We start from the raw sequence: 13,749 nt of genomic DNA, 5'->3' as shown, positions 1-13,749 counted from the left end.
CAAGTATTCGGCTCAGTCCGGCAGCTTGTGTCGGTCAAGTCGTTTCAGCGCCGATCCGAAGTATCCGCCCGTCGATCGAGTAGGCGCCGGCGCCTGCCCTTGCCAGCGCCAGAAAACCGCCCGATATCGCGATGTCCTTCATCAGCATCTGCGAATGCATGAAGGCCAGCGTCGGATCGTCGCCGCCCTGGCCATAGTGGCCGATGAAGCCTGCCGCGATGCAGAAAGCGGCAAGCAGGAGCGCCACGATCGGTGTCTTGAGGCCGACGAGGATGAGCAGCCCGGCGATCAATTCGAACAGCCCCGCCGCCCAGGCTGCGAGCGTCGGCAGCGGCAGCCCGAGGCCGGCAAAATAGCCTGATGTGCCAGCAATGTCGGTAAGCGCGTGAAAGCCGGATGGTACGAATAGAGCGGCGAGCAGCAGCCGGGAAAGCAGAAGCAGCGCATCGCGCGGCATTGGTCACCTCCGATGTCGGCCAGCCGGTTGGCCTCACCCAGACATCTCGATCCTAGCAGAAAGTACGGCCGGCTAGTCGACGGGCATAAACCGACAACGAAAAAGGGACGCGGAAAATTCCGCGCCCCTGCTGCACATCGTTCCTGGACCGCTTCAGCCGCGCTTGGCGTCGACCGAATAGGCGCCGGCGCCCGAGGAAGCCAGCACGAGGAAGCCGCCGGCAATCGCCAGGTTCTTCATGAAGCTGATCATCTGCATCTGATCGGCCCAGCCGGTGTGGGCGATCAGTCCCGTGGCGACGGTGAAGATTGCCAGCACCCAGGCGGTGATCCGGGTCTGAAAGCCGATGAGGATGGCGAGACCGCCGAGCAACTCGAGCAGGCCGACGAAGACAGCCGTCACGGTCGGCATCGGCAGACCCATGCTGCCGAAATAGCCGGCGGTGCCGGCGATCGCTGTGAGCTTGCCGAAGCCGGAAAGCACGAAGATGATCGAAAGCAGGATACGGCCGAGAAGGATCGCGGCCGAGGCGTTGGAAACGGTGCCGGAACCGGCAACGGACGTGTTGGTGGACATGGTGACTCTCCGGAAGGGTTGCGTTGCCCATCCACATAGAGCAGGGCGACTGTTCACCAAAGATGCAGATTTGGTTACAGATTGTTCACCGCGGTAACGCTTTTGCGATCAGCGCAAGATCATCCCGGATCACGTGACGTCATCCCGGATGCGTCATGTCCTCCGGCCGCACCAAGCGGTCGTAGTCGGCTTCGCTGACCAGCCCGGTGGCAAGCGCTTCCTCACGCAAGGTTGTGCCGTTCTTGTGAGCGGTCTTGGCGATCTTGGCGGCGTTGTCGTAGCCGATGGTCGGCGCCAGTGCTGTCACCAGCATCAGCGAACGGTCGAGGGCGGCCTTGATATTGTCTTCCCGCGCCTCGATACCGACGACGCAATTGTCGGTGAAGGAGATGGAGGCGTCGGCGAGCAGTTGCACCGACTGCAGGAAATTATAGGCCATCAGCGGGTTGTAGACGTTGAGTTCGAAATGCCCCTGGCTGCCGGCGAAGGTCACGGCCGCATTGTTGCCGAACACCTGGATGCAGACCTGGGTCATCGCCTCGCACTGGGTGGGGTTAACCTTGCCCGGCATGATCGACGAACCCGGCTCGTTTTCCGGCAGCGACAGTTCACCAAGGCCGGAGCGCGGGCCGGAGCCGAGCAGACGAATGTCGTTGGCAATCTTGAACAGGGCGCCGGCGCAGGCGTTGATGGCGCCATGCGAGAACACCATGGAATCGTGCGCCGCCAGCGCCTCGAACTTGTTTGGCGCGGTGACGAAGGCGATGCCAGTGATCGCGGCGATGCGATCCGCCACTCTCTCGGCAAAGCCAACCGGCGCGTTAAGGCCGGTGCCGACGGCCGTGCCGCCTTGTGCCAGTTCCTGCAAGCCGGGCAGCGTCATCTCGATGCGTTTGATCGAGGAGGCGACCTGCGCAGCATAGCCTGAGAATTCCTGGCCAAGGGTGAGGGGCGTCGCGTCCTGCGTGTGGGTGCGGCCGATCTTGACGATGTGGGCGAATGCTTTGGTCTTGGCCTCCAGCGCGGCGTGCAAATGCCTGAGCGCCGGCAACAAATCGTGCACGATGCGCTCGGCGCAGGCGATGTGCATGGCCGTCGGATAGGTATCGTTCGACGACTGGCTCATATTGACGTGGTCGTTGGGATGCACCGGTTTCTTGGATCCCATGACACCGCCCAGCAGTTCGATCGCCCGGTTGGAGATCACCTCGTTGGCATTCATGTTGGATTGCGTGCCCGAACCGGTCTGCCAGACGACCAGCGGGAAATGATCGTTCAGCTTGCCGTCGATGACCTCCTGAGAGGCTTCGATGATCGCCTTGCCGATGGCCGGGTCGAGCCGCTTCAGCTCCATATTGGTTTCGGCCGCCGCCCGCTTGACGATGCCGAGCGCGCGAACGATCGACGCCGGCTGCTTTTCCCAGCCGATTTTGAAATTGCCCAGCGAACGTTGCGCCTGAGCGCCCCAGTAACGATCGGCGGCGACTTCGATGGGACCGAACGTGTCGGTTTCGGTTCTGGTCTCTGGCGCGCTCACTTGGGCTCTCCGGTCTGTCGAATTCGGCACCGGCGTATCGCGTTGCACAAACGGCTTCAAGCGGAGATTGCCGGCAGCAAGGATGCAAATCGGTTGAAGGAACGTCTCTTCCTTCTCCCACAAGGGGAGAAGGAAGAAGCGCGCCTCTCACCGCCCAAGCAGCGACTGTGAGGTTGGAGATAGGCGCAAGGTCTCGGTCGATCTAGCCAGACATGACTGGGCCTCCCGCTCGAATGCCTGCCAGGCCGGCGCCGCGGCAAGCGCGGCTTCAACGCTTTCATGGGCGTCCGCGCTGCCGAAGGCGGTGACGCTGATGAAGACGTTTTCGCCTGATCGCACCGGCAGGCGGAGAAAGCTGTTTTCGGCATGCTCGGAGACAAACGCAGCAAGCGGCCGCGCGCCATGTGCCGCCAACACGGGAATCGCGTCGGTTTCGAAGCGGCTGCCGAAGTCGGCTTCGGCGCCCGGCCGCAGATGATGAATCTTGATAACAACAATATCCGACAAGCGATTGTCTCTGCTTGGCTTTTCGTGACCCGGCAAGGCCGCCCGGTGTGCGCCCGACAGATCGAAGCCGGCGCCCGGCCATGCCGGTTTCAGCAACAGCACGTCGTCGGAGGAAATCATCGTGGCGTTGGCGGCGTCGCGCCAGGCCGCCCATCCGGGTCCCTCGTAGAAAGCGGTCAGTGCATTTTTCCGCGCGACCATTCCGTCGAAGCCGCGCAGCCAGACGAACATGTCAGGCCGGTCGAGATCGCGAAACTGGCCGATGATCGTCATCCCTGCCGCTTCCTGACCTTCGATCAGATGACCGTCGAAGATGTCGATCAGCGTGTCGCGGCGGCCGGGTTTCAGCGTGTATTGCCTGAGTTCGACGACCGGCGAGGCGTTGAGGCCGGATTTCGACGCGGCATTCAGGGGCAGGCTCATCGCGCAATCTCCAAAACAGGGCATTCATCCTGTTTTATAAACAGACCGGTTGTCCTGTTTTGTCAATCTGCTATCTTTGGAAAATGTCAGCAGAGATGACCGCTCGCCCAAAGGCGCAGCCCGGCAAACGCACCAACGACCCGGAAGGCCTGCGCAAACGTGTGCTCGATGTCGCCGAAGCCTCCCTTCAGGCGCGCGGCTACCACGCTTCCAGCCTAGGCGACCTGATGGCCGCGGCATGCGTCACCGGCGGCGCGCTGCATCATCACTTCCCGACCAAGAAGGCGCTGGCCCTGGCGGTGATCGAGGAGCGGGTCGCCGCGGCCGTCGAAGAAACATGGATCGCGCCGGTGCAGGCGGCAGGCTCGGCGCGCGAGGGCGTGCGTAGCGTGTTCGAGGCCGTGACAGCGGAACTGGAGCAACAGGGTTTCGTGCGCGGCTGCCCGCTCAACAATTTGGCGCATGAATTGTCGCTTGCCGATCCGGATTTCCGCACCGCCCTTGCCGGCATCTTTTCGGCATGGCGCCAGGCAATCGCCGATAAGGTCAGGGCCGACCAGCAAGCGGGTAGGGAGCAGGACACCGATCCGCAGCGTTTCGCGGCACTCGCGGTCGCCACCTATTCCGGCGCTATGTCGATGGCCAAGACGGCGCAGGATTCTGCTGTGCTGCGCGATTGCCTGAGCGCGCTGGAGCAGGGAGTTTCCTCAGCAAGAGCGAAGCGACGTCGCAGGGTGCTGCGGCGGCACAGACCCTTGTGACGCCGGAGCGTCAGCCCGCCTTCTCCCCTGCCGGGAGTTAATTCGGCAGCGGTTTGATGACCTCGTAGCCGACGACGCTTTCGGCGTTGGTCCCCTCGTCATAGCGCCTGGCCAGCACGGCCTGCAGGTCGGGCGCGTAGAGCGCGGTGAATTCATCCTGGGTCATGCCGGCCTCGTTCTTGATCGTCTGCCTGACCGCCAGCACGTTGTATTTGCAGTCGCCCAGGCTGAACGTCTCTTTGCCTTTTACGTTGATCTCGAGCGTCTCGGTGCCCTTCGGCTGTTTGTTTGCTGCGAGGCGGACGAAAACGGTCTTGCTTTTCGCCCCGGCCTTGAGCGGAAACAGCTTTCTGAGATCGGAAAACGGGATCACCGCAAGCTGACCGGTCTCGCTGTCGCGAAACACCTCGATAAGACCGCCGAACAGAAACTGCGTCTGCGCCGATTGGGACTGGTATTTGTTGGCAACCGACACCATTCCACCCGCCGCCGGTCGAAACTCGCTATGGATGCCGGGCCTTTCGAGAATGAATCCAGCCTTGGCGGCTTTGGCGTCGATGCACTCGGCACCATGAACGGCGCTCGCCAGGATGGTAAGTGCCGTCGCGATGGATATAGTCTTCATAGCGTTTGCCCGTGCAAGTTGAGTCCTGACCTGAAAGCAATGCCAGACCTGCGGCAGCGTGTCGACATGCCGTCCGCGGCAACTGGACGAAGAGGCGCCGGCTGTGCTGAATTTCACGCCATGAATCGCATCTCGGCAGGATCACTCTCCCGGCGCCGCTTCCTGGCTAAGGCGGCTGGGTTTGCTGCGGCCGGCGCGCTTGCGCGACCGGCGCTCGGACAGACCGGGCAGCGCATTGCGCCTGTCGACGCCACCTTCCTGTTCGTCGCCGACATCCATGCCTGCCGCACGACCGGCGGGCTGAGCCCCAATTGCCAGCAGGAAGGCAAGACCGACGCCGCCTTGCTGCGCAGTGTTGCCGCGTTGAACGCCATTGGCGAGAAGCACTGGCCCGCCGAAATCAACGGCATCGCCACCGGGCTGCGCTCAGCCGGCAGCCGCATCGGCACACCGCTCGGCCTCGTCGTCGGCGGCGACATGACCGATGACGGCGGCGGCCAAGTCATCCAGCCCAGCGAAGGCACGCAGTTGCTCCAGTTCAGCCAGCGTTACCAGCAGGGCGTCGGCCCCGATCGCGTGCATGTGCCGGTCTATGTCGGCCTCGGCAACCACGATCTCGACCAGAACGGCCCGCCAAACCACGTCGACTGGTACCGCCGCGAAATGCGGGACTATGTCGAGGTCAACCATCGCGCCGGCGTGTTCTTCAAGCCGCCGGTGCCGGTGACCAGTTACGATGTCGACACCGACTGCTACTCGTGGGACTGGGGCGGCCTGCATCTCGTCCAGACGCACCGTTTTGCCGGCGACACCGGCCACGGCGCGGTCTCCAGCCTGGCATGGCTGAAGCAGGATCTGGCGACCTATGCAGCGGACGGCCGCCCCGTCATCCTGTTCCAGCACTATGGTTGGGATGTTTTCTCGATCGAACGGTGGGATGCCGCCAAAGGAACCTTCGACGATGAAGGTACTGGTGCGCCGCACTGGTGGAGCGAGGCGGACCGGGAGGCATTGCTGGCGGCGGTGAAGGGCTACAACGTCATCGGCATCTTTCATGGCCACCAGCACGAGACAGCGATGATCTACCGTGGCGATGGGCTCGACCTGTTCAAGCCGAAGGCCGCTTATATGGGTGGCTTCGCGCTGGCGCGGGTGAGCGGCGACAGCATGGACGTGGCGCTTGGCGAAGCCGTTGGCGACCATGGCGAGGTCGCCTTCACCAACGTTTTCTCAAAGAGCCTGAACTTCTAACGGCGACGGAAGCAGCCAGCACACCGCTAAGCCGCTTCCTCATCGCAATTGAAACAGGCGCGCAGGATCAGACACCTTCCTGATCTTGTCCTTGATGTCGCCATAGGCCTTCTGCATTTTGCCGGCGATCTTGTCGGCCACGCCTTCAGCCTGGACGCGCCTGTTGCCGGTGGCGTTGCCGGCGGCTTTCTCCACCGAGCCCTTAAGCTGCTTGGCTAGGCCCGCAACCTGCTTCTTGTTCACCATGGCCGCATCTCCCGGAATCAATCTGCCGTTTGGGAAACGGGCGGCTGGGTTTTCGGTTCCGGACGGCCTTTGGCTCTGACCGCCATCGCGATCGCTACCCGGCATAAAAGAACGCCCCTCGCGCGTTTTATTGCACGGGAGGCGTCCTTTGTGTCAGCCTTTCCTGAGATTGCTCTCATGAACTGCTGGCGATATTTAATGCATGGATGCCAATATGGTTCCCGGCATGGCGCGATTTTTTTTAACAGCTGGCGCTGGCCCGGTTTTCGGCGTCAGATCCACCATCGAATTGCCTGAGCAGCCAGCGTGCCGCCATCGGCCCGCCGACGACGAAAAGCACACGGCGAAAGCAAAAAATTGACACGGCGCCAAAAGAAGTCTAAAAGCAATTCGTCGATATTTGTTTGACCGACTTTTGTTATCCGCGTGTCCAGGCGCGCCTTTGACGAACTTCCCCCATCAAAATCGAGACAAACGCTGTTGTGCATCCGCATGACGGCGAACGAATATTTGCCACGGAAAGGGTTAGTTATGAGCACAGGCACAGTTAAATGGTTCAACGCCACCAAGGGTTTCGGTTTTATTCAGCCTGACGACGGCTCGGCCGACGTTTTTGTCCACATCTCGGCCGTAGAGCGCGCCGGAATGCGTGACATCGTCGAGGGCCAGAAGCTCGGCTACGAGATGGTCCGCGACAACAAGTCGGGCAAGATGTCCGCCGATCAGTTGAAGGCGGCCTAAAACGGAATTCGGCCTCGCCGGTGACCACGGATGTACTGGCACCAGTGAACGGCCAATTCCAGCGCATGACGCCGGAAACACCGGTTTCTGGAAAGGATCATGCGCAGAATGAGCAAGTGCACGCGCGTTCAACCGGACGCGCGGCGCCCCAGCGGAGGTCAGGCAATGCCTGGCCTTTTGCGTTTGGGGCGCCGCAAAAGTTCGAAAAGAGCACCGCGCGTTCGTTTGAACGTGCTAAGGATGCTCCAGCAATTTGAAACCGACTGCCGTATTGCTTTGTGCGTGGTCCTGGTCGAAAGACCGGTCTCGCCATTTTTTCGGCATACGCTCCGAACCGGGAGAAAGACCATGACCGCCACTTCAAAGAAATCCCGCGACCAGGCCGAATCCATCTTCAGCAAGACCCAAACCCAGTCCATGTCGCTCAACCGCATTATTTCCGAGCAGGATGCTGTCAGCCAGGCCCGGGAAGCCAAGACCGCGCGGCTGCGCGAACTGCGCCTGGAAAAGGAAGCTGACGAGTTGGCTGCGGCCGCCGCGCTGCCCGCCTCGCCGAAGCGCGCGGGCAAACGCTGATGGCCACCAAGCGCGTCCCGCAAAAGGTGATCGCCGCCGATTCGACCATCGCCGATGTCGTGGGAGCCCTCGACAAGCCGGTCGAGTATGTCCGGCGCGTGCTCGAAAAGCTCGAGCGCTGCAAGCGCGCCCATGGCGATGCCCAGGTCAGGCTCGGCGTGCGTGGCCGCTCCGAATGCCCCAACTATCTGATCGAGTATGGCCGCGAAAATGCCAAGACCCATGAGCGCGTCATCCATCAGGATGCCGCCTATAGCGGCAGCACGCATCGCGAACTGGCACCCCGGCACATCGAGGAGGCCAGGAACTGGTCACCCGAGGAAATGAACATCACGGCGGTCTCGGCGCTGATCGGCCGCCTTCGCAACCCGAATGCGCCATCATCGGGTTTCTCCGACGAGGATTGATATGGCCATAAAATTTTCTGCCAAGGATCAGCCGGCAGCATCCGCTGCCACCGCCAAGCTGGCCAAGCCGGCCGCCGCGCCGAAAGCCGATGTTGCCGCCGAGGCAGCGACCGACCTGTTCAAGTCGCCGGCGGACGTGGCGTCGCGCAAGACCAGGAAGAAAAAATAGCGCCCTTGCCGCGAAGCGCCGGTATGAATCCCGTTGCGTCAGGGCTGCTCGCCTTGGCGAGCGCCGGGAATTTTTCGTCACCGAAGGAGCGCGCCGCCCCTCTCTTCGACTGCCAGAGCTGTGGCGCCTGCTGTTCCTTTTCATCCGAATGGCCGCGCTTCTCGACCGAAGATGACGCGCAGCTCGACTTGATCCCGCAAGACTATGTGGCTGCCGACGAAGCCGGCATGCGCTGCGACGGCGTGCGCTGCTCGGCACTTTCCGGCGAGGTCGGCAAGTCGACCGCTTGCGGCATCTACGAGGTGCGACCGGACGTCTGCCGCGCCTGCATGCCCGGCGGCGACGATTGCCTGATGGCGCGTCGCAGCCACGGGCTGCCGACGCAGTGATAACGGGCCTCAGATAGTGTCTCGGAATCTCCACCTCGGGTGGGAAGCGGCCATTCCTTGTCGCTCGGCTGTGGAATGCCAGCGCTCTGCCGCCAGCAGGCTATCGGCGGCGTCCAGTAGAGACAGGCGGCTCAGTCGTTCCTCATTGGGTCAGCGTGTTTTTGTAGATCAGGCCATCTTTCATGATGATTTTGAAGTTGTTGGCGGGATCGGCCACCAGGTCGAGGTTCTCTAACGGATTGCCTTCGACGAGCAGGAGGTCCGCGAACGCGCCTTCTTCGATCACGCCGAGCTTTCCCGGATAGGGGTTGCGAAGGCCCGACAGCGCGAGCAGCTCGGCATTAGTGCCGGTCGCCATCACGAGCGCTTCGGCAGGCGTGTACCAACGCACAAGCGACGCCAGGATTGCCCCCTGCTGCTTCGCCAACGCGCGGGAGAACAGGACATCGGTGCCCCATGCGGTCTTTATCTTGTATTTCTTCGCGAGTTCGTAGGTCCTGCCGATGCCCGGCCACACCTCATCGGCCTTGGCTCGCTCGACCGAACCCTCTTGGAGGCCTGTCCTCATCAATTCGGGAAGCGGCTGCAAGCTCAGCCAAATGTCCTTTTCGGCGATCAGCTTGGCGGTTGCCTCGTCCATGAGGAAGCCGTGTTCGATGCATCTAACACCAGCCGCGATAGCCTTCCGGATCGCATCCGAGGTGAAGGCGTGCGCGGCGACGTAGGTGCCCCAATTGTCGGCAATTTCAACGGCGGCCCGCAGTTCGGGCTCGGTGAAGGTGGTGACGTCGAGCGGGCTGTGGGGCGACGACACTCCGCCGCCCGCTGTCAACTTCAGTAACGCGGCCCCCTGCATGAACTGCTCGCGGGCACGCAAACGCACCTCGTCGGGGCTGTCCACGACTATGCTGCCGCCGTTCCTTTCCATGGGGGTGAACAAGCCGCCCATCCTCCGTGGCAAGTCGCTGAGCTGGCGGAAATCCCCATGCCCGCTGGTCACGGTGATCATGGCTCCGGACGGATAGATGCGCGGTCCCGCGATGATGCCTTGATCTATCGCGCGCTTGAGGCCGAACGCCGGCCCGCCCACGTCGCGAACGGTGGTGAAGCCGCGCATCAGCGTATCGGTCGCCTCGTCGCCGGCCGCAAGATTGGCGAAGCCGATGTCGCCCATCGCCTCTGCCGGGGTGGATGCAATCAGCATTGCGTGCCAATGCGCATCGATCAGCCCCGGCATCAGCGTTCGCCCGTTGCCGGCAATGCGCTGCGCGCCTTCGGCCGCGATGGGACTTGTCGAAATCCGCGCGATCACATTGCCCTCGACCAGCACATTCGATGGGGCCGAAAGTGCAGCGCCTTTTCCGTCGAAGATGCGGACGTTTTCGAAAAGCACGTCGTCAGCGGCCGCAGTCGCGCAAAGTCCAAGCACGAGGGCTGCCGCAAGCACTTCTCTGCCTGAGCGAAGGATCATCAAGGCCGTGCGGGCAGGAGAGAAAACGGCTGCGGCGCAGGACACGGCGTGCGCCACAACCCTGCCTTTTGTCAGCTCCTGCGATCCAAAGGATTTGTGACACATGACGATTATCCCGCTTCAGGAGGAGAGATGGTCACGGCGCAAGGACAACTTTGTAGCTTATACGGCATCGGGTCAATAAGTGTTCCGGACTGGCCTCGTCGCCGTGAAGAGTCGTTTCGGAAGTCGGGCCGATCCGATGATACCAGGGCTGGCAGTGCAAGTTTTGCCTTAGGACGAGCAGACGATTCTGACGAAACGTCGTCTGCGGGTCCTGGGTGTAAAATTCCGCCGAGGGATTCCGCTTTGTGTCGTGACCCGAAATTCGAAATGAGACACTACCGGTCCTCGGGCTGACTTGTGCCCGCGCGTTTCGCTGACTACCTTGCCGGCGCAGGTCACCGGAGGACGAATCGTGAGCATCGAATTCTTGTTGACGTCGCTGATTGTCGTGGCTTCGCCCGGCACCGGCGTTCTCTATACGCTGAGCGCCGGGCTTTCGCGTGGCGCGCGCGCCAGCATCATCGCTGCTTTCGGCTGCACGCTCGGCATCATTCCGCATATGGCGGCCGCCATCACCGGTTTGGCGGCGCTGCTGCATACCAGCGCGCTCGCCTTCGAGACGCTGAAATATCTGGGCGTCGCCTATCTGCTCTACATGGCATGGAACACGCTGAAGGAGAGCGGTAGCTTGAACGTTGGGCAGGATGTCGCGCCGCGCTCGGCCGGCAAGGTGATCACCTCGGGCATCCTCATCAACATCCTCAACCCGAAGCTGTCGATCTTCTTCTTCGCCTTCCTGCCGCAGTTCGTCAGCACCACCGAACCGCACGCGCTGTCGAAGATGCTGGAACTCAGCACTGTCTTCATGCTTTTGACCTTCATCGTGTTTGTCGGCTACGGCATCTTCGCCGCCTCGATCCGCAGCCATGTCGTGTCGCGGCCGGTAGTGCTGACCTGGATGCGCCGCACCTTCGCCGGCGCCTTCGGCGCGCTCGGCGCAAAACTGGCGCTGACCGAGTGGTAGCGCCTGTTGGCGCTAGCCCTTGACGTATCCCATCGCTTCGACGATCAGCCCGTCCGCTACGCGCATCAGATTGACGCCACGGATGGAGTTGCCGTCGGCAGGCCAGTAACGCCAGCGGATTGTCGCCCGTTCACCGGCGACGAACGTCTCTTCAAGGTCGAAGCGGGTGCCGGGTTCGCTGGCGATCGCCGACCACAGCCGCATACATGCCTCCCGGCCGGCATGGCGGGCGCCATCCGGCGCCGGCACGGTGTTTTCGATGACGCAGCCCTCGGCCACCAGGCCCGGGAGTGCCGACGGATCATGAAGCTGGAACACGTCGTTGAAGCGCCGCATGATCTCGGCCGTCTGTCTGGATTGGTTGTCTGGAGGGACGACCATGATCCTATCCCGTTCCATCTCGGTACCTCCTGATTTTCATTTTTCCGCAGCGGCGGCCGTGACGAGGTCGGCCTTGAGCCTGATATCAGCCACGCCCGCCAAAGCGCGCGAGACGAGGCATGTTGCTTTCGCCGATTGGGCAAAGCGCTGGAATTCCTCGGGCGCCAGTCCCGGGACCTCGGCTTCCGTTTCGAGGTCGATGCGGGTGAGCGTCGGTCCGGCCGTGCTCGTGCCGAGATGCACCTTGGCGACGGTGTGGATTCGTACGGGGACCTGGCCGCTGCTGCCGAGTATGGCGCTCAATGCCATTGAAAAGCAGCCGGCATGCGCCGCCGCAATCAGTTCCTCGGGATTGGTGCCGGGACCGTTTTCGAAGCGCGATGGAAAGGAATAGGCGCCTTCGAAGACTCCGCTGCCGAGCCGCAGACGGCCCGAGCCTTCTTTCAACGAACCCTGCCATTGGGCCTCTGCTTCACGGATGGTCATTTTGTCGTTCTCCTTTTCAATGAAAATGAAGCCAACATATATAGACTGATCTACATATTATATAGACCGATTGTCATATTCGGCGCAAGCCTATAATGCTCACTCCTGACAGAGGTTGACATGGCGAGCGACACCCGCATCCGCATGATCGAAGCGACGGCGCTGCTGCTGAGGCAGCGCGGCTATCACGGCACCTCGCTCAACGACATTTTGAGCGCCTCCGGTGCGCCAAGAGGATCGCTCTACTTTCATTTTCCGGGCGGCAAGGACCAGCTGGTCATCGAGGTGACGCGCGACAGCGTGGACAAGGTGTCTCGATGGCTTGGCGAAGAGCTGGCCGCCGAAAGAGATCCGGCGGTGGCTGTCCACCACATCTATCAGTCGGTCGCACGCATGCTGGAGGACAACCAGTTCACGCTTGGCTGTCCGATCGCACCCGTGGTGCTGGACTGGCCGGCCGACGTGCCGGAGTTGGCCGAACTGTGCCGGTCGGCTTTCGAACAATGGGTAGGCTTGCTGCAGGCGGCCTTCGTCAGGGCAGGGGTGCCCGAGCGCCGCGCCCGCGGCCTGGCGCTGCTTGTCGAATCATCGCTGGAAGGGCTGATGGTCATCGCCCGCGCCAGCCGCGACCGCGCCCCGGTGCTGGCGGTGGCCGATGAAGTCGCTGCGCTGATAGAGGGTGCATTGCCGGCCAAAGAGGTCGCTGTAACGACGACCTGATATATTAGGCCTTCATCGCATCGAAGCCGGCGCAGAGCCCTTCCGATACCGCTCGGCGATTCATATCTGCACCGCCGCGACGCTTTGAAGTAACGGCATGGATCCTAGGATCCATGCCGTTACTATTGCCAAAGCGTTCAGCGGGTACAGGAGGTCCCCCCGCCGATCGAGGCTGGCACGGCGATTGTGGTGCATGACAAACAGAAAAGGGCAGCATCGCTGCCGCCCTTTCCGTATCTGAACGCTGATGGATTTCCTTAGAAATCCATGCCGCCCATGCCGCCCATGCCGCCGCCGCCCATGCCGCCAGGCATGCCGCCGCCAGCCGACTCCTTCTTCGGAGCCTCCGCGATCATGGCTTCGGTGGTGACGAGCAGGCCGGCGACCGAGGCCGCGTCCTGGAGAGCCGTGCGCACGACCTTGACCGGATCGACGATACCCATGGCGATCATGTCGCCATATTCGCCGGTCTGGGCGTTGAAGCCGAAGGTCGGGCCCTTGTTCTCGAGGATCTTGCCGGCAACGATCGATGCTTCCGCACCGGCGTTGGCCGCGATCTGGCGGGCCGGAGCCTGCAGCGCGCGACGCACGATGGCGATGCCAGCGGTCTGGTCGGAGTTGGCGCCGACAGCCTTGATGCTCAGCGAAGCGCGCAGGAGTGCGACGCCGCCGCCGGGAACGATGCCTTCTTCGACGGCCGCTCGGGTCGCGTTGAGGGCGTCGTCGACGCGGTCCTTCTTTTCCTTGACTTCGACCTCGGTCGCACCGCCGACGCGGATGACGGCAACGCCGCCCGCCAGCTTGGCGAGACGTTCCTGCAGCTTCTCCTTGTCGTAGTCCGAGGTGGTCTCCTCGATCTGCTGCTTGATCTGGGCGACGCGGCCCTGGATCTCGGCTTTCTTGCCGGCGCCGTCGACGATGGTGGTGTTCTCCTTGGAGATCGACACCTTCTTGGCG

Annotated in this window: 20 protein-coding genes; 10 read left to right on the top strand and 10 right to left on the bottom strand. The window is 62.3% G+C overall.

Annotated features, from left to right (window positions below; all coding sequences use genetic code 11):
* Positions 1 to 34: 34 nt before the first annotated feature.
* The 4 genes from NMG70_RS23635 to NMG70_RS23620 all read right to left on the bottom strand — a co-directional run bounded on the left by NMG70_RS23635 (position 35) and on the right by NMG70_RS23620 (position 3,500).
* Positions 35 to 457: a DoxX family protein gene (locus tag NMG70_RS23635; protein WP_254026754.1), complete on the bottom strand. Its 423-nt coding sequence runs from the start codon at positions 455 to 457 to the stop codon at positions 35 to 37.
* Between the two features lie 153 nt (positions 458 to 610).
* A complete protein-coding gene (locus tag NMG70_RS23630) occupies positions 611 to 1,033 on the bottom strand; it encodes a DoxX family protein (RefSeq protein WP_254026753.1) in 423 nt (140 codons plus the stop codon).
* Positions 1,034 to 1,172: 139 nt separating this feature from the next.
* Entirely contained in the window at positions 1,173 to 2,570 is a 1,398-nt protein-coding gene (gene fumC / locus NMG70_RS23625) for a class II fumarate hydratase (RefSeq protein ID WP_254026752.1), read from the bottom strand.
* A 147-nt stretch (positions 2,571 to 2,717) separates the two neighbouring features.
* Positions 2,718 to 3,500, bottom strand: coding sequence for an NIPSNAP family protein (locus NMG70_RS23620; RefSeq protein ID WP_254026751.1), 783 nt, complete (start codon positions 3,498 to 3,500; stop codon positions 2,718 to 2,720).
* A gap of 95 nt (positions 3,501 to 3,595) precedes the next feature.
* On the opposite strand from NMG70_RS23620, the gene NMG70_RS23615 reads away from it, so the two are divergent.
* On the top strand, positions 3,596 to 4,261 hold the full coding sequence (locus tag NMG70_RS23615) for a TetR/AcrR family transcriptional regulator (protein WP_254026750.1): 666 nt from the start codon (positions 3,596 to 3,598) through the stop codon (positions 4,259 to 4,261).
* Between the two features lie 37 nt (positions 4,262 to 4,298).
* Here NMG70_RS23615 and NMG70_RS23610 read toward each other — a convergent pair whose 3' ends face one another.
* Complete coding sequence (locus NMG70_RS23610; protein WP_254026749.1) at positions 4,299 to 4,886, bottom strand: hypothetical protein; 588 nt, start codon at positions 4,884 to 4,886, stop codon at positions 4,299 to 4,301.
* A 120-nt stretch (positions 4,887 to 5,006) separates the two neighbouring features.
* Here NMG70_RS23610 and NMG70_RS23605 point away from each other — a divergent pair, with 120 nt between their 5' ends.
* Complete coding sequence (locus NMG70_RS23605; protein ID WP_254026748.1) at positions 5,007 to 6,137, top strand: metallophosphoesterase; 1,131 nt, start codon at positions 5,007 to 5,009, stop codon at positions 6,135 to 6,137.
* A gap of 39 nt (positions 6,138 to 6,176) precedes the next feature.
* Here NMG70_RS23605 and NMG70_RS23600 read toward each other — a convergent pair whose 3' ends face one another.
* Entirely contained in the window at positions 6,177 to 6,383 is a 207-nt protein-coding gene (locus tag NMG70_RS23600; RefSeq protein ID WP_254026747.1) for a CsbD family protein, read from the bottom strand.
* A gap of 202 nt (positions 6,384 to 6,585) precedes the next feature.
* Between NMG70_RS23600 and NMG70_RS23595 the strand changes: the two genes are divergently transcribed.
* The 6 genes from NMG70_RS23595 to NMG70_RS23570 all read left to right on the top strand — a co-directional run bounded on the left by NMG70_RS23595 (position 6,586) and on the right by NMG70_RS23570 (position 8,665).
* A complete protein-coding gene (locus NMG70_RS23595; RefSeq protein ID WP_254026746.1) occupies positions 6,586 to 6,744 on the top strand; it encodes a hypothetical protein in 159 nt (52 codons plus the stop codon).
* Between the two features lie 170 nt (positions 6,745 to 6,914).
* On the top strand, positions 6,915 to 7,124 hold the full coding sequence (locus NMG70_RS23590) for a cold-shock protein (protein ID WP_010915421.1): 210 nt from the start codon (positions 6,915 to 6,917) through the stop codon (positions 7,122 to 7,124).
* Between the two features lie 348 nt (positions 7,125 to 7,472).
* Entirely contained in the window at positions 7,473 to 7,700 is a 228-nt protein-coding gene (locus NMG70_RS23585) for a hypothetical protein (RefSeq protein ID WP_254026745.1), read from the top strand.
* Positions 7,700 to 8,107 carry a hypothetical protein gene (locus NMG70_RS23580; protein WP_254026744.1) on the top strand — a complete coding sequence of 136 codons (408 nt, stop codon included), beginning with the start codon at positions 7,700 to 7,702 and terminating at the stop codon, positions 8,105 to 8,107. The genes NMG70_RS23585 and NMG70_RS23580 overlap by 1 nt, the downstream gene beginning before the upstream one ends.
* Position 8,108: 1 nt before the next feature.
* Positions 8,109 to 8,276 carry a hypothetical protein gene (locus tag NMG70_RS23575; protein WP_254026743.1) on the top strand — a complete coding sequence of 56 codons (168 nt, stop codon included), beginning with the start codon at positions 8,109 to 8,111 and terminating at the stop codon, positions 8,274 to 8,276.
* Positions 8,277 to 8,281: 5 nt separating this feature from the next.
* Complete coding sequence (locus NMG70_RS23570) at positions 8,282 to 8,665, top strand: YkgJ family cysteine cluster protein (protein WP_254026742.1); 384 nt, start codon at positions 8,282 to 8,284, stop codon at positions 8,663 to 8,665.
* Positions 8,666 to 8,807: 142 nt separating this feature from the next.
* Here NMG70_RS23570 and NMG70_RS23565 read toward each other — a convergent pair whose 3' ends face one another.
* Positions 8,808 to 10,112: a metal-dependent hydrolase family protein gene (locus NMG70_RS23565; RefSeq protein WP_254026771.1), complete on the bottom strand. Its 1,305-nt coding sequence runs from the start codon at positions 10,110 to 10,112 to the stop codon at positions 8,808 to 8,810.
* A 481-nt stretch (positions 10,113 to 10,593) separates the two neighbouring features.
* Here NMG70_RS23565 and NMG70_RS23560 point away from each other — a divergent pair, with 481 nt between their 5' ends.
* Positions 10,594 to 11,205 carry a LysE family translocator gene (locus tag NMG70_RS23560; RefSeq protein WP_254026741.1) on the top strand — a complete coding sequence of 204 codons (612 nt, stop codon included), beginning with the start codon at positions 10,594 to 10,596 and terminating at the stop codon, positions 11,203 to 11,205.
* 12 nt (positions 11,206 to 11,217) lie between these two features.
* Here the strand turns inward: NMG70_RS23560 and NMG70_RS23555 are convergent, their stop codons facing one another.
* The gene (locus NMG70_RS23555; protein WP_254026740.1) at positions 11,218 to 11,586 is read right to left on the bottom strand and encodes a nuclear transport factor 2 family protein; all 369 of its coding nucleotides are present in this window, start codon (positions 11,584 to 11,586) and stop codon (positions 11,218 to 11,220) included.
* A gap of 36 nt (positions 11,587 to 11,622) precedes the next feature.
* Positions 11,623 to 12,072 (bottom strand): OsmC family protein, encoded by a 450-nt coding sequence (locus tag NMG70_RS23550; protein ID WP_254026739.1) that lies wholly within the window; start codon positions 12,070 to 12,072, stop codon positions 11,623 to 11,625.
* Positions 12,073 to 12,192: 120 nt separating this feature from the next.
* On the opposite strand from NMG70_RS23550, the gene NMG70_RS23545 reads away from it, so the two are divergent.
* Positions 12,193 to 12,792: a TetR/AcrR family transcriptional regulator gene (locus NMG70_RS23545; protein ID WP_254026738.1), complete on the top strand. Its 600-nt coding sequence runs from the start codon at positions 12,193 to 12,195 to the stop codon at positions 12,790 to 12,792.
* A 257-nt stretch (positions 12,793 to 13,049) separates the two neighbouring features.
* Here the strand turns inward: NMG70_RS23545 and NMG70_RS23540 are convergent.
* Positions 13,050 to 13,749 (bottom strand): TCP-1/cpn60 chaperonin family protein (locus NMG70_RS23540; protein WP_436798447.1); only part of this gene is annotated, 700 nt, incomplete at its 5' end.

This window comes from Mesorhizobium ventifaucium (assembly GCF_935822925.1).
Lineage (GTDB): Bacteria > Pseudomonadota > Alphaproteobacteria > Rhizobiales > Rhizobiaceae > Mesorhizobium > Mesorhizobium ventifaucium.
Note: the sequence above shows the minus strand (reverse complement) of the source record. Positions and strands in the feature narration are given on the sequence as shown.

Excerpts from the sequence above, each read along its gene's own strand:
- NMG70_RS23585 (WP_254026745.1), top strand. The coding sequence starts at position 7,473 with ATGACCGCCACTTCAAAGAAATCCCGCGACCAGGCCGAATCCATCTTC.
- NMG70_RS23555 (WP_254026740.1), bottom strand. The coding sequence starts at position 11,586 with ATGGTCGTCCCTCCAGACAACCAATCCAGACAGACGGCCGAGATCATG.
- NMG70_RS23550 (WP_254026739.1), bottom strand. The coding sequence starts at position 12,072 with ATGACCATCCGTGAAGCAGAGGCCCAATGGCAGGGTTCGTTGAAAGAA.
- NMG70_RS23610 (WP_254026749.1), bottom strand. The coding sequence starts at position 4,886 with ATGAAGACTATATCCATCGCGACGGCACTTACCATCCTGGCGAGCGCC.
- NMG70_RS23575 (WP_254026743.1), top strand. The coding sequence starts at position 8,109 with ATGGCCATAAAATTTTCTGCCAAGGATCAGCCGGCAGCATCCGCTGCC.
- NMG70_RS23615 (WP_254026750.1), top strand. The coding sequence starts at position 3,596 with ATGACCGCTCGCCCAAAGGCGCAGCCCGGCAAACGCACCAACGACCCG.
- NMG70_RS23605 (WP_254026748.1), top strand. The coding sequence starts at position 5,007 with ATGAATCGCATCTCGGCAGGATCACTCTCCCGGCGCCGCTTCCTGGCT.
- NMG70_RS23600 (WP_254026747.1), bottom strand. The coding sequence starts at position 6,383 with ATGGTGAACAAGAAGCAGGTTGCGGGCCTAGCCAAGCAGCTTAAGGGC.
- NMG70_RS23580 (WP_254026744.1), top strand. The coding sequence starts at position 7,700 with ATGGCCACCAAGCGCGTCCCGCAAAAGGTGATCGCCGCCGATTCGACC.
- NMG70_RS23545 (WP_254026738.1), top strand. The coding sequence starts at position 12,193 with ATGGCGAGCGACACCCGCATCCGCATGATCGAAGCGACGGCGCTGCTG.
- NMG70_RS23635 (WP_254026754.1), bottom strand. The coding sequence starts at position 457 with ATGCCGCGCGATGCGCTGCTTCTGCTTTCCCGGCTGCTGCTCGCCGCT.
- NMG70_RS23630 (WP_254026753.1), bottom strand. The coding sequence starts at position 1,033 with ATGTCCACCAACACGTCCGTTGCCGGTTCCGGCACCGTTTCCAACGCC.
- NMG70_RS23620 (WP_254026751.1), bottom strand. The coding sequence starts at position 3,500 with ATGAGCCTGCCCCTGAATGCCGCGTCGAAATCCGGCCTCAACGCCTCG.
- NMG70_RS23590 (WP_010915421.1), top strand. The coding sequence starts at position 6,915 with ATGAGCACAGGCACAGTTAAATGGTTCAACGCCACCAAGGGTTTCGGT.
- NMG70_RS23595 (WP_254026746.1), top strand. The coding sequence starts at position 6,586 with ATGGATGCCAATATGGTTCCCGGCATGGCGCGATTTTTTTTAACAGCT.